Annotated in this window: 20 protein-coding genes; 14 read left to right on the top strand and 6 right to left on the bottom strand. The window is 72.6% G+C overall.

Annotation, left to right across the window (positions count from 1 at the left end):
- The first annotated feature begins 28 nt into the window (after positions 1-28).
- The 9 genes from JK361_RS24270 (at position 29) to JK361_RS24230 (ending at position 10,715) form a co-directional block, all read left to right on the top strand.
- Positions 29-586, top strand: a complete 558-nt coding sequence (locus JK361_RS24270) for a hypothetical protein (protein WP_201821696.1) — start codon at positions 29-31, stop codon at positions 584-586.
- A gap of 244 nt (positions 587-830) precedes the next feature.
- Complete coding sequence (locus JK361_RS24265) at positions 831-1,448, top strand: TetR/AcrR family transcriptional regulator (RefSeq protein ID WP_201821695.1); 618 nt, start codon at positions 831-833, stop codon at positions 1,446-1,448.
- 103 nt (positions 1,449-1,551) lie between these two features.
- A complete protein-coding gene (locus JK361_RS24260; RefSeq protein ID WP_201821693.1) occupies positions 1,552-3,792 on the top strand; it encodes a molybdopterin oxidoreductase family protein in 2,241 nt (746 codons plus the stop codon).
- Positions 3,793-3,916: 124 nt separating this feature from the next.
- A complete protein-coding gene (locus JK361_RS24255; RefSeq protein WP_201821691.1) occupies positions 3,917-5,323 on the top strand; it encodes a CitMHS family transporter in 1,407 nt (468 codons plus the stop codon).
- A gap of 23 nt (positions 5,324-5,346) precedes the next feature.
- Complete coding sequence (locus JK361_RS24250) at positions 5,347-6,585, top strand: MFS transporter (RefSeq protein ID WP_201821689.1); 1,239 nt, start codon at positions 5,347-5,349, stop codon at positions 6,583-6,585.
- 103 nt (positions 6,586-6,688) lie between these two features.
- Positions 6,689-7,393: a hypothetical protein gene (locus tag JK361_RS24245; protein ID WP_201821687.1), complete on the top strand. Its 705-nt coding sequence runs from the start codon at positions 6,689-6,691 to the stop codon at positions 7,391-7,393.
- The gene (locus JK361_RS24240; protein WP_201821685.1) at positions 7,380-8,072 is read left to right on the top strand and encodes a class F sortase; all 693 of its coding nucleotides are present in this window, start codon (positions 7,380-7,382) and stop codon (positions 8,070-8,072) included. The genes JK361_RS24245 and JK361_RS24240 overlap by 14 nt, the downstream gene beginning before the upstream one ends.
- Before the next feature lie 156 nt (positions 8,073-8,228).
- Positions 8,229-9,617: an aldehyde dehydrogenase family protein gene (locus JK361_RS24235; protein WP_201821683.1), complete on the top strand. Its 1,389-nt coding sequence runs from the start codon at positions 8,229-8,231 to the stop codon at positions 9,615-9,617.
- 15 nt (positions 9,618-9,632) lie between these two features.
- Positions 9,633-10,715: a Zn-dependent alcohol dehydrogenase gene (locus JK361_RS24230; RefSeq protein WP_201821681.1), complete on the top strand. Its 1,083-nt coding sequence runs from the start codon at positions 9,633-9,635 to the stop codon at positions 10,713-10,715.
- Positions 10,716-10,718: 3 nt separating this feature from the next.
- Here JK361_RS24230 and JK361_RS24225 read toward each other — a convergent pair whose 3' ends face one another.
- From JK361_RS24225 to JK361_RS24215, 3 genes are all read right to left on the bottom strand, one after another.
- Positions 10,719-11,654 (bottom strand): DMT family transporter, encoded by a 936-nt coding sequence (locus JK361_RS24225; RefSeq protein ID WP_372448738.1) that lies wholly within the window; start codon positions 11,652-11,654, stop codon positions 10,719-10,721.
- A gap of 415 nt (positions 11,655-12,069) precedes the next feature.
- A complete protein-coding gene (locus JK361_RS24220) occupies positions 12,070-12,783 on the bottom strand; it encodes an ArsR/SmtB family transcription factor (protein WP_201821677.1) in 714 nt (237 codons plus the stop codon).
- 46 nt (positions 12,784-12,829) lie between these two features.
- Positions 12,830-13,465, bottom strand: a complete 636-nt coding sequence (locus tag JK361_RS24215) for a TetR/AcrR family transcriptional regulator (RefSeq protein ID WP_201821675.1) — start codon at positions 13,463-13,465, stop codon at positions 12,830-12,832.
- A gap of 103 nt (positions 13,466-13,568) precedes the next feature.
- On the opposite strand from JK361_RS24215, the gene JK361_RS24210 reads away from it, so the two are divergent.
- The 3 genes from JK361_RS24210 to JK361_RS24200 all read left to right on the top strand — a co-directional run bounded on the left by JK361_RS24210 (position 13,569) and on the right by JK361_RS24200 (position 15,841).
- Positions 13,569-14,720 carry an acyl-CoA dehydrogenase family protein gene (locus tag JK361_RS24210; RefSeq protein ID WP_201821835.1) on the top strand — a complete coding sequence of 384 codons (1,152 nt, stop codon included), beginning with the start codon at positions 13,569-13,571 and terminating at the stop codon, positions 14,718-14,720.
- A 60-nt stretch (positions 14,721-14,780) separates the two neighbouring features.
- Positions 14,781-15,068 carry a YiaA/YiaB family inner membrane protein gene (locus JK361_RS24205; protein ID WP_059196614.1) on the top strand — a complete coding sequence of 96 codons (288 nt, stop codon included), beginning with the start codon at positions 14,781-14,783 and terminating at the stop codon, positions 15,066-15,068.
- Between the two features lie 149 nt (positions 15,069-15,217).
- Positions 15,218-15,841 (top strand): TetR/AcrR family transcriptional regulator, encoded by a 624-nt coding sequence (locus JK361_RS24200; protein WP_201821833.1) that lies wholly within the window; start codon positions 15,218-15,220, stop codon positions 15,839-15,841.
- Between the two features lie 21 nt (positions 15,842-15,862).
- On the opposite strand, the gene JK361_RS24195 is transcribed toward JK361_RS24200, so the two are convergent.
- Positions 15,863-16,324 (bottom strand): MaoC family dehydratase, encoded by a 462-nt coding sequence (locus JK361_RS24195; RefSeq protein WP_201821674.1) that lies wholly within the window; start codon positions 16,322-16,324, stop codon positions 15,863-15,865.
- Positions 16,325-16,438: 114 nt separating this feature from the next.
- Here JK361_RS24195 and soxR point away from each other — a divergent pair, with 114 nt between their 5' ends.
- Positions 16,439-16,897 (top strand): redox-sensitive transcriptional activator SoxR, encoded by a 459-nt coding sequence (gene soxR / locus JK361_RS24190; RefSeq protein WP_201821671.1) that lies wholly within the window; start codon positions 16,439-16,441, stop codon positions 16,895-16,897.
- A 335-nt stretch (positions 16,898-17,232) separates the two neighbouring features.
- On the opposite strand, the gene JK361_RS24185 is transcribed toward soxR, so the two are convergent.
- Positions 17,233-18,300 (bottom strand): RNA ligase (ATP), encoded by a 1,068-nt coding sequence (locus tag JK361_RS24185; protein WP_201821669.1) that lies wholly within the window; start codon positions 18,298-18,300, stop codon positions 17,233-17,235.
- Positions 18,301-18,493: 193 nt separating this feature from the next.
- Complete coding sequence (locus tag JK361_RS24180) at positions 18,494-19,096, bottom strand: hypothetical protein (protein ID WP_201821667.1); 603 nt, start codon at positions 19,094-19,096, stop codon at positions 18,494-18,496.
- A gap of 207 nt (positions 19,097-19,303) precedes the next feature.
- Here JK361_RS24180 and JK361_RS24175 point away from each other — a divergent pair, with 207 nt between their 5' ends.
- Positions 19,304-22,093, top strand: a complete 2,790-nt coding sequence (locus JK361_RS24175; protein WP_201821665.1) for a penicillin acylase family protein — start codon at positions 19,304-19,306, stop codon at positions 22,091-22,093.
- The last annotated feature ends 73 nt before the right edge of the window (positions 22,094-22,166 follow it).

Genomic DNA, 22,166 nt, shown 5'->3' with positions numbered 1-22,166 from the left:
GGCGGGGCGCTGTTCTACGCTCCCGGTCATGTCATGGAACAAGTGGACGCGTGGACCTGTCGCCGCACTCGCGGTGTGCGTCCTGCTGCCGTTCGCAGCGGTGGCCTGTACGACCGGCGAGGCGCACGGGGGCACGGTCTCGCCCTCGCCCGTGGGAAAGGTCCTGGACAACACCGACGAGACCGGCCGGAACCTGCGCGAGGTGCCCGGGGAGAACGCTCCCGAGGTCGCGGTCGAGGTCATCCCGGACTCGGCCGACGGCTGGGACGTCCGGCTGTCCTTCCGTCACTTCCGCTGCTCCGCGCCCGGCACCCGGCCGGCGGCGGCCATCGGCCGCGGGCTGGCCCACCTCTTCGTGGACGGCCGCCGGGTCGCCCGGCTGCACGGCCCCGCCTACCACCTGGCCGCGGGACGCGTCCCGCAGGGCACCCACCAGATCACCGCCCGGCTGTACGCCGACGACGGCACGGTGTGGGCCGTCCGCGGCAAGCCGGTCGAGACCACCGTCGACATCACGGTGTCCGACGCGGAGGCGGACGCGACGCGACAGCCGGCCAAGACCGCGTCCTCAGGTGCCGGCGGGTGAGCGCGACGGTGACCGCGACGGCGCCTTCCGGTGCGGGCGAGCGCGTGCGGCCGTGACGGTGACCGTGTCCTCAGGCGCCGGCGGGTGAGCGCGACCGCGTCCTCAGACGCCGGCGGGTGAGCGCGGCCGGTGACCGCGGCCGTCCGTGCGGGGCGGTCGCCGGGGCCCGCCGGCGCATGAGTGCAATGGCCACCCTTCTCCGTACTGTGGGGCGAGGTTCACCAGGCCCCGGCGGAAAGGCATCATGAAGCCCGTGCCCCACGCGACATCGCTTCGTCGCGCGCCCGTCCAGCGGCGCAGCGCCGAACGGCTGACCAGGATCCTCGACGCCTGTGCCGACCTCCTCGACGAGGTCGGCTACGACGCCCTGAGCACGCGCGCGGTCGCCCAGCGCGCCGGTGTCCCCATCGGCTCGGTCTACCGTTTCTTCGGCAACAAGCGGGAGATGGCCGACGCCCTCGCCCAGCGCAACCTGGAGCGGTACGTCGAGCGTGTCACCGAGCGGCTGAAGGGGGCCCGCAAGGGGGACTGGCGGGCCGCGATGGACGCCGTCCTGGACGAGTACCTCGCCATGAAGCGCACCGCACCCGGCTTCTCCCTGGTGGACTTCGGCAACCAGATCCCCGTCGGCTCCCGCCACGGCGAGCCCAACACCCGGGTCGCCGACCGGCTCACCGAACTGCTCACCGACTACCTCGTCCGCACCCCCGACGCGGACCTGCGGCGGGTCATCCTGGTCGCCGTGGAGAGCGCCGACACCCTCGTCCAGCTGGCCTTCCGGGTCGATCCGCAGGGCGACGAGGCGATCATCACCGAGACCCGGGAACTGCTGCGGGCCTACCTGGGCCGCGTGCTGGACTGAACGGTCCCGCGTCAGGGGCTCCCCAGCATCCGTACCGGTCGGTATGCTCGCCTCCGTTCCGTCCGTGCTCGGGCGAGCCCGCCGCCGACCTCCGGGAGGACCCGTGTCCCGCACCGCCCTGCGAATCTGCCCCCTGTGCGAGGCCACCTGCGGGCTGACCCTCACCGTCGAGGGCACCCGCGTCACCGGCGCCCGCGGCGACCGGGAGGACGTCTTCAGCAAGGGGTTCATCTGCCCCAAGGGGGCCTCCTTCGGTGCCGTCGACGGCGACCCCGACCGGCTGCGCGCCCCGCTCGTCCGCACCGACGGCGAGCTGCGCGAGGCCACCTGGGAGGAGGCCTTCGACGCGGTCGCGGCGGGACTGCGCCCGGTCGTGGAGCGGTACGGCCCGGACGCCGTCGGTGTGGTCCTCGGCAACCCCAACGTGCACACCGTGGCCGGCGCCCTCTACCCGCCCGTCCTGCTCGGCGCCCTGCGCACCCGCAGCCTGTTCACCGCCTCCACGGTCGACCAGATGCCCAAGCACGTCTCCAGCGGACTGCTGTTCGGCGACGCGAACGCCATCCCCGTGCCGGACCTGGACCACACCGACCACCTGCTCCTCATCGGAGCCAACCCCCTGGAGTCCAACGGCAGTCTGTGCACCGCCCCCGACTTCCCCGGCAAGCTCAAGGCCCTCAAGGCCCGCGGCGGCCGGCTCACCGTCGTGGACCCGCGCCGCACCCGCACCGCCCGGCTCGCCGACCGGCACCTGGCGATCCGCCCCGGCACCGACGCCCTGCTGCTCGCCGCGATGGCCCACACCCTCTTCGCGGAAGACCTGGCCGACCCCGGGGACCTGGCCCGGCACATCCAGGGGCTCGACGAACTCCGCGCGGCCCTCGACGAGTTCACCCCCGAAGCCGTGGCCCCCGCCTGCGACCTGGACGCCGGGGTCATCCGCACGCTCGCCCGGGACCTCGCCACCGCGCCCACCGCCGCCGTCTACGCCCGCATCGGCAGCTGCACCGTCCCGCACGGCACCCTGGCCAGCTGGCTGGTCGACGTCCTCAACATCCTCACCGGCAACCTGGACCGCCCCGGCGGCGCCCTCTTCCCGCAGGCCGCCACCGACCGGACGCCCCGGCCCGCAGGCCCCGGCCGCGGCTTCGCGCTCGGCCGCTGGCGCTCCCGCGTCGGCGGACACCCCGAGGCGAAGGGGGAGTTGCCGCTCTCCGCGCTCGCCGAGGAGATCGACACCGCGACCGACGAGGGAACGCCGGTCCGCGCGCTGATCGCCGTCGCCGCCAACCCCGTGCTCTCCGCGCCCGACGGCGACCGGCTCGACAAGGCCCTGAACTCGCTGGACTTCATGGTCAGCGTCGACCCGTACCTGAACGAGACCTCGCGCCACGCCCACGTCGTGCTGCCGCCGCCCCCGCCCGCCCAGAGCCCGCACCACGACTTCGCCTTCAACACCCTCGCCGTCCGCAACCAGGTCCGCTACTCCCGGCCCGCGGTCCCGCTGGAGCCCGGCCGCATGGCCGAGAGCGAGATCCTCGCCCGGCTGACCCTGGCCGCCACCGGCATGCACGGAGCCGACCCGGCGGTCGTCGACACGATGGTCGTCGACCAGACCCTCGGCAAGGCCGTGCGGGACGAGCACTCGCCGGTGTACGGCCGCGACCCGCGCGATCTCGCCGCCCTGCTGACCGGCGACACCGGCCCCGAGCGGCGGCTCGACCTGATGCTGCGCCTCGGCCCGTACGGCGACGGCTTCGGCGCCCGGCCCGACGGGCTGACCCTGGCCAGGCTGCTCGACCACCCCCACGGCATCGACCTCGGCCCGCTGCGGCCCCGCCTGCCGCAGCCGCTGAAGACCCGCAGCGGCAAGGTCGAGCTGCTGCCCGAGCCGATCGCCGGGGACCTGCCCCGGCTCCGGGCCGCCCTGCGCGAACGCCCCACGGGCCTCGTCCTCGTCGGCCGCCGCCATCTGCGCTCCAACAACAGCTGGATGCACAACGTGCCCGCCCTCACCGGCGGCAGCAACCGCTGCACCGTGCACATCCACCCCGAGGACGCAGCCCGGCTCGGCATCCGGGACGGCGCCGACGTGCGCGTCAAGGGCGCCGGGGGAGAGGTGGTGGCCCCGGCCGAGGTCACCGACGCCATCCGGCCCGGGGTGGTGAGCCTGCCGCACGGCTGGGGACACGACCGGCCCGGCACCCGGCTGAGCCATGCCACGACCGACCCCGGCGTCAACGTCAACCAGCTGCTCGACGGCAGTCTGCTCGACCCGCTCTCGGGCAACGCGGTGCTCAACGGCGTCCCCGTCGAGCTGGCCGCCCTCGTCGCACAGCCGTGACCTGGACTTTTGCGCTTATTGCTCGCGCGTCAACCACTTGTTAACGCCGTTTGAACGGACCTAACGTCATCGCACCGCCGACCCCCAGGTGGGATGTTCAAGGGCGAACGTTAGGTATCCACTCATGCTGACCATCCTCGGCTTCGCCATGATCGCGACCTTCCTGGTCCTGATCATGCTGAAGAAGATGTCGCCGATCGCGGCGCTCGTGCTCATCCCCGCGCTGTTCTGCGTGTTCGTGGGCAAGGGCGCCAAGCTCGGCGACTACGTCATCGACGGCGTCACCGGCCTCGCCCCCACCGCGGCGATGCTCATGTTCGCGATCGTCTACTTCGGTGTGATGATCGACGTCGGCCTCTTCGACCCGGTCGTGCGGGGCATCCTGAAATTCTGCAAGGCCGACCCGCTGCGGATCGTGGTCGGTACGGCGCTGCTCGCGGCGATCGTCTCCCTCGACGGCGACGGCTCCACCACCTTCATGATCACCGTCTCGGCGATGTACCCGCTGTACAAGCGGCTGAAGATGTCCCTGGTCGTGATGACCGGCGTCGCCGCCATGGCCAACGGCGTGATGAACACGCTGCCCTGGGGCGGCCCCACCGCCCGGGCCGCCACCGCGCTGAAGGTGGACGCGAGCGATGTCTTCGTCCCGATGATCCCGGCCCTCGCCGTGGGCCTGGTGTTCGTCCTCGCCCTCGCCTACGTCCTCGGCCGCCGCGAACGGGGGCGGCTCGGCGTGCTCACGCTGGACGAGGCGCTGGTGACCGAGACCGAGACCGAGACCGAGACGGTGCTGGTCGGCGCCGGCGCCGGGGCCGGCAAGGGGACGAAGAGGGCCGGCGGTCGCGGCCCGGGCGCGGACCTGCCCGACGAACCCGAGGACGAGGACTTCCAGGGCCTGGACCCCAACCGTCCCACGCTGCGCCCCGGGCTGTACTGGTTCAACGCGCTGCTCACGGTGGCCCTGCTCACCGCCATGATCATGGAGTGGCTGCCGATCCCGGTGCTGTTCCTGCTCGGTGCCGCGCTCGCCCTGACCGTCAACTTCCCGCACATGCCGGACCAGAAGGCCCGCATCGCCGCCCACGCGGAGAACGTCCTCAACGTCTCCGGCATGGTGTTCGCCGCCGCCGTCTTCACCGGCGTCCTCCAGGGCACCGGTATGGTCGACCACATGGCGGAGTGGCTGGTGGACAACATCCCCGCCGGCATGGGCCCGCACATGGCCTTCGTCACCGGCGTGCTGAGCATCCCGCTCACGTACTTCATGTCCAACGACGGCTTCTACTTCGGCATCCTGCCGGTGCTCGCCGAGGCGGGCCAGGCGCACGGCGTCTCCTCCCTCGAGATCGCCCGCGCCTCGATCGTCGGCCAGCCGCTGCACATGTCCAGCCCGCTCGTCCCGGCCGTCTACGTCCTGGTCGGCATGGCCAAGGTCGAGTTCGGCGACCACACCCGGTTCGTGGTCAAGTGGGCCGCGCTCACCTCACTGTTGGTGCTCGGCGCGGGAATCCTGTTCGGCATCGTCTGAGCACGTCGGAAAGGACTTCACCCATGGCGCCCGGTGGGAACCGCGGCTGGCTGCTCCGTCTCGTCATCGCCTTCGGCTGCGCGCAGGGGGCGGTGTCGATGGCCCGGCCCGCCGTCTCCTACCGGGCCCTCGCGCTGGGCGCCGACGAACGGGCGGTCGGTGTCATCGCCGGTGTGTACGCCCTGCTGCCGCTGTTCGCCGCCGTACCGCTCGGCCGCCGCACCGACCACGGCCGCTGTGCGCCGCTGCTGCCGGCGGGCGTCGTCCTCATCGCCGGCGGCTGCGCGCTCAGCGGCCTCGCCGGCTCCCTGTGGGCGATGGCCCTGTGGAGCGGGATGATGGGACTCGGTCACCTGTGCTTCGTGATCGGTGCCCAGTCGCTGGTGGCCCGCCAGTCCGCGCCGCACGAACAGGACCGCAACTTCGGGCACTTCACCATCGGCGCGTCCCTCGGCCAGCTCGTCGGCCCGGTGGCCGCGGGCGCCCTCATCGGCGGCCCCGACATGGCGCACAGCAGCGCGCTCGCCCTGATCACGGCGGGCGCGGGCGCGGCGTTCGCGTTCACCTCGCTGTGGCGCATCGAGGACCCGGCGGCCGCCGGCCCCCGGACGGCGGACGGCGGACGCGTGCCGGTCGCGGGCATCCTGCGCGCCCGGGGCGTGCCCGCGGGCATGCTGATCAGCCTGTCGGTGCTGTCCGCGACCGACATCCTCACCGCCTATCTGCCGGTGGTCGGCGAGCACCGGGGCATCGCCCCCTCGGTGATCGGTGTCCTGCTCAGTCTCCGGGCCGGCGCCACCATCGCCTGCCGGCTCGTCCTCACCCCGCTGCTGCGGCTGCTCGGCCGGCCCGCGCTGCTCGCCGTGGCCTGCCTGGCCGGGGCCCTGCTGTGCGCGGGACTCGCGCTGCCGGTGCCGGTGTGGGCGCTCGGCGCGATGCTCACGGTGCTCGGCTTCTGCCTGGGTGTGGGGCAGCCGTTGACGATGACGACGGTGGTGCAGGCCGCGCCCGCCGCGGCCCGCTCCACCGCGCTCGCCCTGCGGCTGACCGGCAACCGGCTCGGGCAGGTCGCCGCTCCGGCCGCCGCGGGTCTGGTCGCCGGTCTGGCGGGGGTGGCGGCGCCGTTCGTGATGCTCGGAGCCCTGCTGCTGGTGTCGTCGGGCGTCGCGCTGCGGTCCCCGGGGCGGCCCGGGGAGGCGTCCGAGCGGGTGACGCGGGAGCGGTCCCGGCGCCCGGGATTGCGCCGCACGAGCGATATCTGACGGCGCGCCGGGCGTCGATGCCGGGGGCTGCGCGGCCCATGAAGCAGAGTCCAGGCGAAAGAGCGATTTGTATGAAAATCGTCTGAACTCCGGAGGATTGCGCATGCCCACCCTGACACCCCCACGTGCAGCCGGCTCCCGCGCGGGCGCCACCGTCGTCCTCACCGCCCTCGCCGCCGCGGGTGCGTCATGGGTGGCGGCGCCGAGCGCGGTGGCCCAGGGGGAGAACGGCGACATCAGGATCCACAACTCGCGTTCGACCAACCCGCCGTCGTTCACCGGCTCGGCCAAGGACGACCCGGTGGTCTGCAAGTTCTTCCTCGAGGCCGTCAACTTCGACGACCTGGCCACCGTCGCCTACACCATCACGCCGCAGCCCCCGCTGCCCACCCAGGCCACCGTGACGGGCATCATCCAGCTCGCCGGCGGTGCGGGGCACACCGATCCGCTGGGTCTGGCGGACGGACAGTACAAGATCAGCTGGACCGTGGGGACACCGGCCGCCGTGAAGGAGAAGGTCTTCCGCGTCAACTGCCGCGAAGCCCAGCACGACGGCGCACAGGGTCCGGGCGGGCAGATCGAGGACCACCAGCAGGACCATCAGCAGGACCACCAGCAGGAGAACGGAAGCTGGGGCCAGAACGACCAGCAGCCTCCCAAGGGCGGCGTGCACGCGGGCGGCGGCGGTCTCATCGACACGGCGGCCGCGTACTCGCCGGTGGCCGCGGCGGCGGCCGTGGGTCTGGTCGCCGTCTGCGGTGCCGTGTACTTCCGGCTGATCCGCCGGCGGCCCCATGGTGCAGCGTAGGTATCGACGCAGGGCCTGGTACCGGACCCGCGCCTACCGCCTCGCCAGGACGGCCGTGCTCGTCGTCGTCCTGGTGACCATGTGGTCCCGGTGCGGGCCGGCCGGGCCCGGCGGGGCGGCCGGCCGGCATGCCGTCGCGTCCGCCGGCTCGCACTCCGGGGAAGGGGCCGGCGCCGCCGGTCCCGCGTCCACCGCCCCTCCGGCACCGCCGCCCCGCCCGCTGCCCCGGTCCCGGCCGGTGTCCTTCCGGGTGCCCTCCCTCGGGATCGACGCCCCGGTCACCCCCCTCCGGCTCGACGCGAGCCGGCAGCTGGAGACGCCGCCCGTGGACCGGCCCAAGCTGGTCGGCTGGTACGAGGGCGGCCCCACACCGGGCGAGGCCGGTACCGCGATCGCCGTCGGCCACCGCGACACCAGGACCGGGCCCGCCGTGTTCGCCGGGCTCGCCCAGGCCAAGCCCGGCAAGACGGTCGAGGTCAGGCGCGTCGACGGACGTACCGCCGTCTACTCCGTGGACCGGGTGAAGGTCTTCGACAAGGTCGGCTTCCCCGACGAGGAGGTCTACGGCTCGACCGGACGCCCGGAGCTGAGGGTCATCACCTGCGGCGGCCTCTTCAGCCGGCGGACCGGTTACACCAGCAACGTGGTGGTATTCGCCCATCTGACCGCCACGAAATGACCCGGTGGACCGGCCGGTGCGAACTCCGTGCGCGCATCGGCCGGTCCATTCGGCATGATGTCCCGGCACGTCCGCGACCCGGGAATGCCTGGCGCAGCAAAACTATCACCGCTAGTTTGTGTGCCGGAGGACGCGGATCCGCCGGGAGGAAACAGCATGAAGGCACACGACGGTCTGTACATCGACGGAGCCTGGCGCCCCGCCGGGAGCAGGGACGTGATCGAGGTCGTCAACCCCGCCGACGAGCAGGTCATCGGCCGGGTCCCGGCGGGCGGGGCGCCGGACGTCGACACCGCCGTACGGGCCGCGCGCGCCGCGCTGCCCGCCTGGGCCGCCACGCCCCCGGCCGAGCGCGCCGCCCGCCTCGCCGCCCTCCGGGACGCCCTCGTGGCCCGCAAGGACGAGGTCGCCGAGACGGTCACCGCCGAGCTGGGCTCGCCCCCGCAGTTCGCCCAGGCCGTGCACGCGGCCGTGCCGATCGCGGTCGCGGGCTCCTACGCCGAGCTGGCCGCGGCCCACCCCTTCGAGGAGAAGGTCGGCAACTCCACCGTCCTGCACGAGCCGATCGGCGTGGTCGGCGCCATCACCCCCTGGAACTACCCCCTCCACCAGATCGTCGCCAAGGTCGCCCCGGCGCTCGCCGCCGGCTGCACGATCGTCCTCAAGCCCGCCGAGGACACCCCGCTGACCGCCCAGCTGTTCGCCGAGGCGGTGCACGAGGCGGGCGTACCCGCGGGCGTGTTCAACCTGGTCACCGGCCTCGGTCCGGTCGCCGGACAGGCCCTCGCCGAGCACCCGGACGTGGACCTAGTCTCCTTCACGGGCTCCACGGCGGTCGGCCGGCAGATCGGCGCGGTGGCCGGCGCGGCCGTGAAGAAGGTGGCCCTGGAACTGGGCGGCAAGTCCGCCAACGTCGTCCTGCCGAGCGCCGACCTCGCCAAGGCGGTCAACGTCGGCGTCGCCAACGTGATGTCCAACTCCGGCCAGACGTGCAGCGCCTGGACCCGCATGCTGGTCCACCGCGACCGCTACGACGAGGCCGTCGAGCTGGCCCGGGCCGCCGCCGCCAAGTACGGCGACCGCATCGGCCCGGTGGTCAGCGCCAAGCAGCAGGCCCGCGTGCGCGGTTACATCGAGAAGGGCATCGCCGAGGGCGCCCGGCTGGTCGCCGGCGGCCCCGAGTCCCCGCGCGAACAGGGCTACTACGTCAGCCCGACCGTCTTCGCCGACGTCACCCCGGAGATGACGATCGCCCAGGAGGAGATCTTCGGCCCGGTGCTGTCGATCCTGAGGTACGACGACGAGGACGACGCCCTGCGCATCGCCAACGGCACGGTGTACGGCCTCGCGGGCGCCGTCTGGGCCGCCGACGAGGCCGAGGCGGTGGCCTTCGCCCGCCGCATGGACACCGGCCAGGTCGACATCAACGGCGGCCGGTTCAACCCCCTTGCGCCCTTCGGCGGTTACAAGCAGTCCGGCGTCGGCCGGGAACTCGGCGCGCACGGACTCGCCGAGTACCTTCAGACCAAGTCCCTCCAGTTCTAAGGAAGTCCGAGACCCATGGCCGTACGAGCCGCCGTCCTGCCCGCCATCGGCGCGCCCCTGGAGATCACCGGCATCGACCTTCCGGACCCGGGTCCCGGCCAGGTCCGGGTCCGACTCGCCGCCGCCGGTGTGTGCCACTCCGACCTGTCCCTGTCCAACGGCACCATGCGGGTGCCGGTGCCGGCCGTCCTCGGCCACGAGGGCGCCGGCACGGTCGTCGCCGTGGGCGAGGGCGTCACCCACGTCTCGCCCGGCACCCCCGTCGTCCTCAACTGGGCTCCGTCCTGCGGCGACTGCCACGCCTGCGGGCTGGGCGAGGTGTGGCTGTGCGCCAACGCGATGAACGGCGCCGCCGACGTGTATGCCCGCACCGTCGACGGCACCGAGCTGCATCCCGGTCTGAACGTCGCCGCGTTCGCCGAGGAGACGGTGGTCTCCGCGTCCTGCGTGCTGCCCCTGCCCGAGGGGGTGCCGCTGGTGGACGCCGCCCTCCTGGGCTGTGCGGTGCTCACCGGCTACGGCGCCGTCCACCACTCGGCGAACGTCCGGCCCGGCGAGACGGTCGCCGTGTTCGGCGTCGGCGGGGTCGGCCTGGCGACCCTCCAGGCCGCCCGTATCGCGGGCGCGTCCCGGATCGTCGCGGTCGACGTCTCGCCGGGGAAGGAGGAGCTGGCCCGGGCGGCCGGCGCCACCGACTACGTCCTGGCCCGCGACGACACCGCCCGTGAGATCCGCGCCCTCACCGGGAAGCAGGGCGTCGACGTCTCCGTGGAGTGCGTGGGCCGCGCGGTGTCGATCCGCGCCGCCTGGGACTCCACCCGCCGGGGCGGCCGTACCACGGTCGTCGGCATCGGCGGCAAGGATGAGCAGGTCACCTTCAACGCCCTGGAGATCTTCCACTGGGGACGCACGCTGTCCGGCTGCGTCTACGGCAACAGCGATCCGGCCCGCGACCTGCCGGTCCTCGCCGCGCACGTACGCGAAGGACGCCTGGACCTGTCCGTGCTGGTCACGGAGCGGATCGGTCTGGAGGGCATCCCGGCCGCCTTCGAGAACATGCTCGCGGGCAAGGGCGGCCGCGCGCTGGTGGTCTTCTGACGCTCAGGGCACCTTCTCGGGTCGCGGCTCCCCGGCCGCGGCCCGGGCCGTCCGGCCGGCCCGGGCCCGGGACCGCGACACGGCCACGCCCGCGAGGCACAGCACACCGCCCGCCAGCGTGAGCACCCCCGGCACCTCGCCGAGCGCGACCCACGACATCAGCACCACCAGTGCGGGCACGGCGTACGTCGTCGCGCCCATCCGGCTGGCGGTGGTGCGGGAGAGCGCGTAGGCCCAGGTGGTGAAGGCGAGCGCGGTCGGAAAGACGCCCAGGTAGACCATGTTCAAGGTGGCCGACGCGGGTGCCCGCGCGGCCTCGTGCACCAGCTGCCCGGCGAACGGCAGACAGGCCACGGCACCGGTCAGGCATCCGAACGTCGTCACCTGCAACGGGCTCGCCCGGCCCAGCGCGGGCTTCTGCGCGACGACCCCGAAGGCGTACGCGACGGCCGCGAGCAGACACAGCAGTACCCCGAGCACGGAGGACCCGCCTCCGCCGGACATCGAGAGCCCCACGGTCACCGCACCCGCGAACGACACCGCCATCCCGGCCAGCAGTCTCGGCGGCATCGGATCCCCGAGCAGCCGGGCCCCCAGCAGGGCGATCAGCAGCGGGCCGACGTTCACTACCAGCGCCGCCGTTCCCGCGTCCACCTGCTGCTCGCCCCAGTTGAGGGCGACCATGTAGAAACCGAACCACAGCACCCCGGAGAGCAGGATCCCGCGCCAGGCGGACCGGGGCGGCAGCCCTTCCCGCCGCACGGTCCAGATGATCAACAGGGCGAGGGCGCCCGCCGCCAGCCGGCCGAGGGCCAGCGCGCCGGGGGAGTAGGCGCTTCCCGCACTCCGGATCGACACGAAGGCGGAGGCCCACAGCAGCACGGTGACGGCGGCGGCGCCGGCGGCGAGTATGTGGGGGCGGTTCCGGGTGGTACTCATCATGCTCCCGAGGCTAGGTACGGACGCGTTTGCCCTGCCGGCGGATATCGGACGGAACATCCGGCGCCGAGACCGGCCGCGAAGAACGCTCCGGGTAGGCGCGGGACGGGTAGCGGGCGGCGAAGAGTCCCGAACGGGCACGGAGAACCGCGCGACGGCCCCACGCGGCCGCACCCGGCACCACCGCCGAACCCCTCCGGCAGCCGACCGGTCCCACGCAGCCGCACCCGGCACCGCACCGCCGAACCCTTCCCTGGTGGTCGCCCGGTCCCGCGCAGCCGCACCCGGAACCCCACCGCCGAACGCCTCCGGCGGCCGCCCGGTCCCACGCAGCCGCACCCGGAATCCCACCGCCGAACCATTCCCTGGTGGCCATCCGGAACCCCACCGCCGAACCCCTCCCCGGTGGCCCGGTTCACCGTAGGTCGTCCCCGGAGACGCCGAGCAGGTCGGACAGCACCCGCTCGCCGTCCGCCGTCACCTTCACCGCCCGGCCGCTCCCCACCCGCACGCACCAGCCCGCGTCCAGCGCGTGCCGGCACAGCGCCGCCCCCGCCGTGCCCGCGAGATGGGGCCGCCGCTCGGTCCAGTCCAGGCACGCCCGGGCCAGGGGGCGCCGGCCCGAAAGGTCCAGCGCGATGCCCGCCGTGCCGAACCACTCCACCCCGGCGTCCGTGAGCGCGAAGCCCGTGTCCTGCCGGAGGAGACCCCGCAGGGTCAACGCGTCCGTGACGGCGATGCCCAGCCGCCCGGCGAGATGGTCGTAGCAGGTGCGGCCCCGGGCCATGGCGGCCCCGGCACTCGACTCCCGCAGGGTGCGCGGAGCCTGCCGTACCGCCGCCGCGGGCACCTGCGCGGCGAGGTCCTCGACCAGCTGCGCCACCCGCGCGCCGGCCAGCCGGACGTACCGGTGCCGGCCCTGCCGTTCCTCGGCGAGCAGGCCGCCGGCCACCAGTTTGCCCAGGTGCTCGCTCAGCGTGGACGCGGCGACGCCGGCGTGCCGGGCCAGCTCACCCGCCGTCCACGCCCGGCCGTCCAGCAGCGCCAGCAGGCACGCGGCCCGGGTCCGGTCGGCGATCAGCCCGGCCAGCGCGGCAAGGGCCGCCGCCTGGGTGTCCTCGGTGCTCATGCACCCAGCATGGAGCAGAGACGCTTCGGTGCCGGCCGAAGCGTCCTCACGCCCGTGCCTGCTCGTACTGCTGCGCCAGCCCGTCCAGCAGCGCGCTGAGCCCCGCCTCGAAGGCCCGCTCGTCGATCTTCTCCTGCTGCTCGGCGAGCAGGTGGGCCTGGCCGAGGTGGGGGTAGTCGGCGGGGTCGTACGCGCTCGCGTCGTCCACGAAGCCGCCGGCGAACGAGCCGAGCGCCGAGCCCATGATGAAGTACCGCATCAGCGCGCCGATGGAGGTGGCCTGGGCGGGCGGCCAGCCGGCGTCGACCATCGCGCCGTAGACCGCGTCGGCCAGCCGCAGCGCGGCCGGGCGGCGGCCCGGGCCGCGGGCGAGGACCGGGACGATGTTCGGGTGGTCGCGCAGGGCGGCCCGGTAGGAGACGGCCCAGTCGTGCAGCGCGGTCCGCCAGTCCCGGCCGTCCTCGAACATCGCCAGGTCCACCAGCCCGCTGACCGAGTCCGCGACCGCCTCCAGGATCTCGTCCTTGGTGCGGAAGTGGTTGTAGAGCGAGGGCCCGCTCACCCCCAGCTCGGCCGCGAGCCGGCGCGTGGAGACGGCCGCGAGGCCCTCCCGGTCCACGAGGTCCCGGGCCGTTTCGACGATCCGGTCGGTGCTGAGGAGGGGCTTGCGCGGTCGGGCCATGGCGCACATAGTAGGGCTGCGGCCGGAAACTAGCAGTGCTAATTTAAATGTACGGCTTTCAAGATCCATCGATGTATCCGTTCTGGTGTGGGGTGATCTCGTGGTGAACCTGGGGCTCAGCGAGGAGCAGACGGCCGTGCGCCGGCTCGCCCGGGACTTCGTGGAGCGCGAGATCGCGCCGCACGTGATCGCCTGGGACCGCGCCGAGGAGGTCGACCGGGGCATCGTGAAGAAGCTCGGCGAGGTCGGTTTCCTCGGGCTGACCGTCGACGAGGAGTACGGCGGCTCGGGCGGAGACCATCTCGCGTACTGCCTGGTCACCGAGGAGCTGGGCCGCGGGGACTCCTCCGTCCGGGGGATCGTCTCCGTCTCCCTCGGGCTCGTCGCCAAGACGATCGCCGCCTGGGGGAGCGAGGAGCAGAAGCGGCGCTGGCTGCCCGGCCTCACCGCCGGCGACCTCGTCGGCTGCTTCGGGCTCACCGAGCCCGGCACCGGCTCCGACGCGGGCAACCTCACCACCCGCGCCGTACGCGAGGGTGACGAGTTCGTCGTCAACGGCAGCAAGATGTTCATCACCAACGGCACCTGGGCCGATGTCGTCCTGCTCTTCGCCCGCTCCACCGACGCCCCCGGCCACAAGGGCGTCAGCGCCTTCCTCGTGCCCACCGACACCCCCGGCCTGACCCGCCGTACCGTCCACGGCAAGCTCGGCCTGCGCGGCCAGGCCACCGCCGAACTGGTCCTGGAGGACGTGCGGGTGCCCGCCTCGGCGATGCTCGGCGAGGAGGGCAAGGGGTTCTCCGTCGCCATGTCCGCGCTGGCCAAGGGGCGGATGTCGGTGGCCGCCGGCTGCGTCGGCATAGCCCAGGCCTCGCTGGACGCCGCCGTGCGGTACGCGGGCGAGCGCGAGCAGTTCGGCAAGCCCATCGCCCGGCACCAGCTGGTGCAGGAACTGATCAGCGACATCGCCGTCGACGTGGACGCGGCCCGGCTGCTGACCTGGCGGGTCGCCGACCTGATCGACCGCGGCGAGCCGTTCGCCGTCGAGTCCTCCAAGGCCAAGCTGTTCGCATCCGAGGCCGCGGTCCGCGCCGCGAACAACGCCCTCCAGGTCTTCGGCGGCTACGGCTACATCGACGAGTACCCGGCCGGCAAACTCCTGCGCGACGCCCGCGTGATGACCCTGTACGAGGGCACCAGCCAGATCCAGAAGCTGCTCATCGGCCGTTCCCTGACCGGGGTTTCGGCGTTCTGAGTACCTTCCTGAGTATTCCGGCGGATGTGGCGCGGGCCACGTCCGCCGATCCTGTGGGACATGAGTGACACACCGGTCAAGCAGCAGAGCACGGCCGCCTTCTACGGCCAGGCCGTGGCCTCCTTCGCGGTCGCCATGGCGGCCACCGCCATCGGCATCTTCCGGCTGGACGCGAACGCCTGGGTGCGCGGCTTTCTGGCCATCGCCGTCCTCTACCTCGTCACCTCCGCCTTCACCCTCGCCAAGGTGATCCGGGACCGGCAGGAGGCCGGGCAGATCGTCAGCCGCGTCGACCAGGCCCGCCTGGAGAAACTCCTCGCCGAGCACGACCCCTTCGAGAAGCTCTGAACGGCGGCTCTGAACGGCGGCTCCGAACGGCGGCTCCGAACGGCGGCTCCGGACGGCGGCTACGGACGGCGGCTACGGACGGCGCCGCTAAGCGCCCGCTCATCGTCGGCGGTATGGTGGTGCTCCTGACCGAGAGGGGCGAACGAGCGATGAGTGCGGCGGCGGAGACGACCGGCGGCGAAGTGGAGCCGTGGGAAGAGGTCACCCCTGACGCGGCCCGGCGACTGCTCGTCGCCGCCGTGGAGGCATTCGCCGAGCGTGGCTACCACGCGACGACGACGCGGGACATCGCAGGCCGCGCCGGCATGAGCCCGGCCGCGCTCTACATCCACTACAAGACCAAGGAAGAGCTGCTCCACCGGATCAGCCGGATCGGGCACGACAAGGCCCTCGACATCCTGCGCACCGCGGCGCGCCGCGAGGGCAGCGCCGCGGAGCGGCTGGCCGACGCGGTCGGCTCCTTCGTCCGCTGGCACGCCGGCCGGCGCACCACCGCGCGGGTCGTGCAGTACGAACTCGACGCCCTCGGGCCCGAGGCCCGCGCGGAGATCGTCGCGCTGCGCCGCCAGGTGGATGCCGAGGTGCGCGGGATCATCGAGGACGGCGTGGCCTCCGGCGAGTTCGACGTGCCGGACGTGCAGGGGACCACGCTCGCCGTGCTGTCGCTGTGCATCGACGTCGCCCGCTGGTTCACCGTGAACGGCCCGCGCACCCCCGAGCAGGTCGGCGCGCTCTACGCCGACCTCGTGCTGCGCATGGTCGGGGCCGAATAGGCCGGCCCCGGCCCGCTGCCGCTACAGATAGTAACGGGCCACCGACTCCGCGACGCACGCCGGCTTGTCGCCGCCCTCGCGCTCCACGGTGAACACGACCGCCACCTGCACACCACCGGTGACGTCCTCGACGCCACTGATCTTCGCGGTGGCCCGCAGCCGGGAGCCGACGGGGACGGGTGAGGGGAAACGGACCTTGTTCGTCCCGTAGTTGACGCCCATCTTCACGCCCTCGACCCGGATGAGCTGGGGCCCGAAGAGCGGGAGCAGGGACAGGGTGAGGTAGCCGTGGGCGATGGTGGTCTTGAACGGACCGGCGGCCGCCTTCTCCGGGTCCACGTGGATCCACTGGTGGTCCCCGGTCGCCTCGGCGAACAGGTCGATCCGCTTCTGGTCGATCTCCAGCCACTCGGTGGGGCCCAGCTGCTCGCCCACGGCCGCCCTCAGCTCGTCGGGGGAGGTGAAGGTCCTCGGTTCTGCCATGTTCCCGGCCTCTCGCTCGCGTCTCTAAGCAACTGCTTAGCATGGTCGGGTGGGCGGTCGATGTCAACGGATGACGGGCGGGACCGGCCGGGTGATCTCTGTAGGCTCTGCGGGGTGCCCCAGATTCCCGAGAAGATCCACGAGCTGACCGTCGGCCAGCTGGCCGCGCGCAGCGGAGCCGCGGTGTCCGCCCTGCACTTCTACGAGTCCAAAGGGCTGATCTCCAGTCGGCGCACCTCCGGCAACCAGCGGCGGTACAGCCGCGACACCCTGCGCCGGGTCGCCTTCGTCCGCGCGGCCCAGCGGGTCGGCATCCCGCTGGCCACGATCCGGGACGCCCTGGCCGAACTGCCCGAGGAGCGGACGCCGACCAGGGAGGACTGGGCGCGGCTGTCGGAGAAGTGGCGCTCGGAACTGGACGAGCGGATCCAGCAGCTGAACCGCCTGCGCGACCATCTGACCGACTGCATCGGGTGCGGGTGCCTGTCGCTGGAGACATGTGTGCTGTCCAACCCGGACGATGTGTTCGGCGAGCGGCTGACGGGGTCCCGCCTCATGGCGGAGCGCCGCTGAGCCCGGCCGCCGATGAGGGTGGTCCGGTCGCACGCAAGGCGTGCGGCCGGGTGCTGTCCCAGCGGCACGACTGCCCGCAGGCCACGACGGCGGGGCGCCCCGAAGGGGCGCGGGGAACTGCGCGACCAGCCACGACGGCGCCGCACCCGGCCGACGACAGGCACCCTCCGCCGCAGCTCACGGGTGTCCCTGACCAGCACCTGAGGGCGCCGGTCAGCTCACGGTGTGCCTGACCAGCACCTGAGGGCGCCGGTCAGCTCACGGGTGTCCCTGACCAGCACCTGAGGGCGCCGGTCACGGACACCCACCCCGGGCCGGCCGCAACAGGCGGGGCCCTACTCGAACTCCGTGCCGCCCTTGCGCGTCAGGTACGCCGGGCTGACGGCCTTCGCGATGGCCCGGCCCCCCGTCACGGCGCTGTACCGCTCCACCGCGGGCCGTATCACCACGCCCTCCCGCAGGTGCAGCTCCCGCCCGGACACGGTCTCCCGCCCGCTCGCGAACTCCAGCACCCGCTCGATGTCGTACGGGCCGGAGAAGAGCCGCGGCACCACCGGCAGCTCCCCCTCCAGCACCTCGGCCGGGTCGAGCCACCGCACGGTCCCGTCCACCTCCGCCGAGACGTCGAACGCCGCGTACCCCAGCGTCTCCCGCCGCCCGTCGGCGCCGTAGGTCAGGTCCTGCACCCCCGCGCCGTACACCTCCCCGAAGACGCCGACCCGCGTGGCGCCCAGCCGCTCGCAGAGCCGCGCCGCCGCCTCGGCGACCCCGTGCCCGCGCACCGCCCGCCAGTACAGGTTCCGCGGGTCCTCGCACAGCGCCAGGGACTTGGCGCCGAAGCCCTTGGAGGACACGAACACCCGCCCCTCCTCGGCGACATACGTCAGCAGGCACGCCGAACCGTGCAGCTTCTCGGTCAGGACGACCGGCTCGCCCGGCGCGAAGATGTCCGGATAGCGCTGGATGTTCTCGATGTCGACCCAGGAGAGCAGATCGGGCGCGGACTTGACGTCCCCGTTCATGGTGGGCGGGACCGGCGGCACCCACTTGGTGATGCCCAGCCGCTCCGCGAAGTCGGTCCCCTCGGCCGCCGCCCGCGCCAGGTCGAGGTCCGCGAGCGCCTTCGGCCGGCACACGATGCCCTGTGACAGTTCGCCGCGCAGCCGCACCGCCTTGACGCGGTCGGCCTCCCCGCCCGCCAGCCGCCCGGTCAGCCCCAGCTCCTCGATCAGCCCGGCCGGAAGGACGGCCTGCTCGGGGATGTAGACGGCGGCCTCACCGGTGCGGTACGCGCCCTTGGCGACGACGGCCCGGTACAGGCCCACCTGGGCCAGCTCCAGTGCGTCGGCGTTCGGATGCTCGTGGACGGTCAGCACTTCGGCGGTGACGCGCAGCGTGGACATGGAGGTTCCCCGTTCATGGGTTCGGCTTCATCGCCTCCCACTGTCCACACGGGAAAACCGTGGAGCGACCGGTTTCGGGGCTGGTAGCGTCCCGGTCCCAGGGGCATTCCGCGGAAGGGGTGCGGCATCCCCTGCGCACCCCGCACCGGTGCCGGCCCACCGCTCGGGCCGCACCCGGTGACGCCCCGGCCGCTCAGGCCGACATCAACAGGCGTTCCCGCCTCGCGTACTGGAGGACCCGCGGGCTGAGGACGGGCCGCGGCACCAGGATTCCGCAGTCCGCGCAGACCGGGCCGGACGACGGCTCGTGGTCCAGGCCGTACCTCCAGACCAGCCGCTCCCCGTCACAGACCGGGCAGGACGAACCAGGCTCCCGCTCCAGCGCGGCGATCAGCCGGCGCAGCACCTCCGCGAGCGGCTCCTCGGGGTGGACCCGCGGGTCGTCGCACCAGGCGACCCCGAACCCGCCCCAGGTCAGCCGGTGCCAGTCGTCCACGCTGCCCGGCCGGCGCAGCCCGTCGTGCTTCTCCTTCCTCCTCCGCTCCGTGAAGTCGGTCTCGTAGGCGAGCCAGACGTCACGCGCCTCCTCCAACTCCTCCAGCGCGGCCACGAGCCGCGCCGGATCGGGGGACCGGTCCTCCGGGCCGAAACCCGCCCGGGAGCACAGATGGTCCCAGGTCGCCCGATGCCCGTAAGGGGCGAACTTCTCCAGGCACTTGCGCAGCGAGTACCGCCGTAGCGCCAGATCACAGCCCGGGTCGCGTACCTGTCTCGCCAGACTCCGGAAACCTGCCATCGCCCTGCACCTCCGTCACACCTGCACCTGTACTTCGGTCACTTCGGCGTCGTCGCACGGCCGTCGCCGAATAGACGTGTCGACAGGCGATTCGGCTCCATCTCTTCTCCGGTTCTCCTTGCGGACTCCAGAAAGTGACGCATGTTCATCTTTAAACCGGGGGATACCGGCGGTAACGTTCGGCCACCCCAGTCGCTAGGAGCTGCCATGCCACGGCGAACCCCACGTACCGCCCTCGACAGACTGAGAACGTCTCGCTCTCCTCTCGGGTTCCTGAAGACCGCGTCGGTATGCGTCCTCATCGCCGGTCTTCTCTCCCCCCTCACCCAGACCGCGGCGGCGGCAACCGGCACGACGGCCGCCAACGACTACTGCGGGGGCCGGTGTTCGGACATCCTGCCGCCCGGCGAGAACGGCAACGCGACCCTCGCGCAGATCCTGCTCAACCAGGCCTTCGGCACCCAGCCGTCACACGCCGAGGACCAGCTCGGCCCGTACGCCGGCCTGGCCACCGGCTATTCGGGCCTCACCGACGCGAAGATCAACACCTTCTTCGACGACGCCTCGTTCGGCGTCCCTTCCGACCAGGTCGCCTCCACCGAGAAACCGGCCGGCCGCGGCGACGTGGCCATCGTCCGCGACAAGAAGACGGGTGTGCCGCACATCACGGGCACCACCCGGTACGGCACCGAGTTCGGCGCCGGATACGCGGCGGCCGAGGACCGGCTCTGGCTGATGGACGTCTTCCGGCACGTGGGCCGCGGCCAGGTGACCGGCTTCGCGGGCGGCGCACCCGCCAACCAGGGCCTGGAGCAGCAGTTCTACCGCAACGCGCCCTACAGCGAGGCCGACCTCCAGGCGCAGATCGACAACGCCGTGGCGAACAACGGCGCCCGCGGCCGGCAGGCCCTCGCCGACGTCGTGGCCTACATCGACGGCATCAACGCCTACATCGACGCCTCCGACAGCGGCCGCTACTTCCCCGGCGAGTACGTCCTGACCGGTCACAAGGACGCCATCACCAACGCCGGCACCATAGAACACTTCAAGGTCACCGACCTCGTGGCGCTGGCCTCCGTGATCGGCTCGCTGTTCGGCTCCGGCGGGGGCGGCGAGGTCAACAACGCCATGTCCCTGCTCGCCGCCCAGCAGAAGTACGGCGTCGAGGAGGGCACCAAGGTCTGGGAGTCGTTCCGCGAACGCAACGACCCCGAGGCCGTGCTCACCGTCCACGACGGGCAGAGCTTCCCGTACGGCGCCAAGCCCGCCGACGCCCAGGGCGCGGCGATGCCCGACACCGGCTCGGTGACCGAGGAGCCGCTCGTCTACGACCGCACGGGCAGCGCGGCCACGGCCACCGCCAAGGGCACCTCCGCCTCCGCGGCCAGGAGCGCGCTGAGTTCCGCCCGGCGCGGTATGTCGAACGCCCTGGTGGTCGGCGGCAAGTACACCGCCAGTGGGCACCCGATCGCCGTCTTCGGCCCGCAGACCGGCTACTTCGCCCCGCAGCTGCTCCTGCTCCAGGAGATCCAGGGACCGGGCATCAGCGCCCGCGGCGCCTCCTTCGCGGGTCTGAGCATGTACGTCGAACTCGGCCGCGGCCAGGACTACTCCTGGAGCGCCACCACCTCCGGCCAGGACATCATCGACACCTACGCGGTCGAGCTGTGCCAGGACGACTACCACTACCTGTTCCACGGCACCTGCACCGCCATGGAGAAGATGGAGCAGAAGAACGCCTGGAAACCGACGGTGGCCGACGGCACGGCCGCGGGGTCGTACACCATGCGCGTGTGGCGTACGAAGTACGGGCCGGTGGCGTACCGGGCGACCGTCGGCGGCAAGAAGGTCGCCTACACCACCCTGCGCTCCTCCTACCTGCACGAGGCCGACTCGATCATCGGCTTCCAGATGCTCAACGACCCGGACTACGTCAAGGGACCGAAGGACTTCCAGAGCGCGGCCCAGCACATCAACTACACCTTCAACTGGTTCTACGCCGACTCGCAGCACACCGCGTACTACAACAGCGGTGACAACCCCGTCCGGGCCGGCGGCGTCGACACCGAGTTCCCGGTGTGGGCGCAGCCCGCGTACGAGTGGCGGAACTGGGACGCGGCCACCAACACGGCCGACTACACCCCGGCGTCCGCCCACCCCAACTCCGTCGACCAGGACTACTACGTCTCCTGGAACAACAAGCAGGCCGAGGACTACACGACCGCGCCCTGGGCCGACGGCTCCGTGCACCGCGGCAACCTGCTGGACGACCGGGTGAAGAAGCTGGTCGCGGCCGGCGGGGTGACGCGTACGAAGCTGGTGCAGGCCATGGCCGACGCTGGCCTCGCCGACCTGCGCGCGGAGGACGTGCTGCCGAAGCTGCTGAAGGTGGTCGACTCCTCGGCGGTGACGGACCCCACGGTCGCCGGCGCGGTGAACAAGCTCCGGGCGTGGCTGAACTCCGGTGCCAAGCGCACCGAGACGTCCGCCGGTTCCAAGATTTACGCCGACGCCGACGCGATCCGCATCCTGGACGCCTGGTGGCCGCTGCTGGTCAAGGCGGAGTTCGAACCCGGCCTGGGCAGCGAGCTGTACACGGCCTTCACCGCCAACGCGCCGATCGACGAGGCCCCGTCCGCCGGACACGGCCCGACCGGGTCGCACGCCGGCAGCGCCTTCCAGTACGGCTGGTGGAGCTATGTCGACAAGGATATCCGGGCGGTCCTCGGTGAGCCCGTGCAGGGCGGGCTGGCGCGGAAGTACTGCGGCGGCGGCAGCCTGGGCTCCTGCCGGGACATCCTGATCAGCACCCTGAAGCAGGCGGCCGGGCTGACCGCCGCGCAGGTTTACCCGGGTGACGACCAGTGCTCGGCCGGCGACCAGTGGTGCGCCGACTCGATCGCCCAGCGCACCCTGGGCGGCATCAAGCACGGCAAGATCAGCTGGCAGAACCGGCCGACCTACCAGCAGGTCGTGGAGTACACCTCACACCGGTGAGCCCATGAGACCAACGGGTGTTGGTCACGGGCGTCTACTCAACGCCCGTTGGCCGACATCCGTTGGCCGACAG

This window comes from Streptomyces musisoli, assembly GCF_016741855.1.
Lineage (GTDB): Bacteria > Actinomycetota > Actinomycetes > Streptomycetales > Streptomycetaceae > Streptomyces > Streptomyces musisoli.
This window is presented reverse-complemented; position numbering and strand designations above follow the sequence as displayed.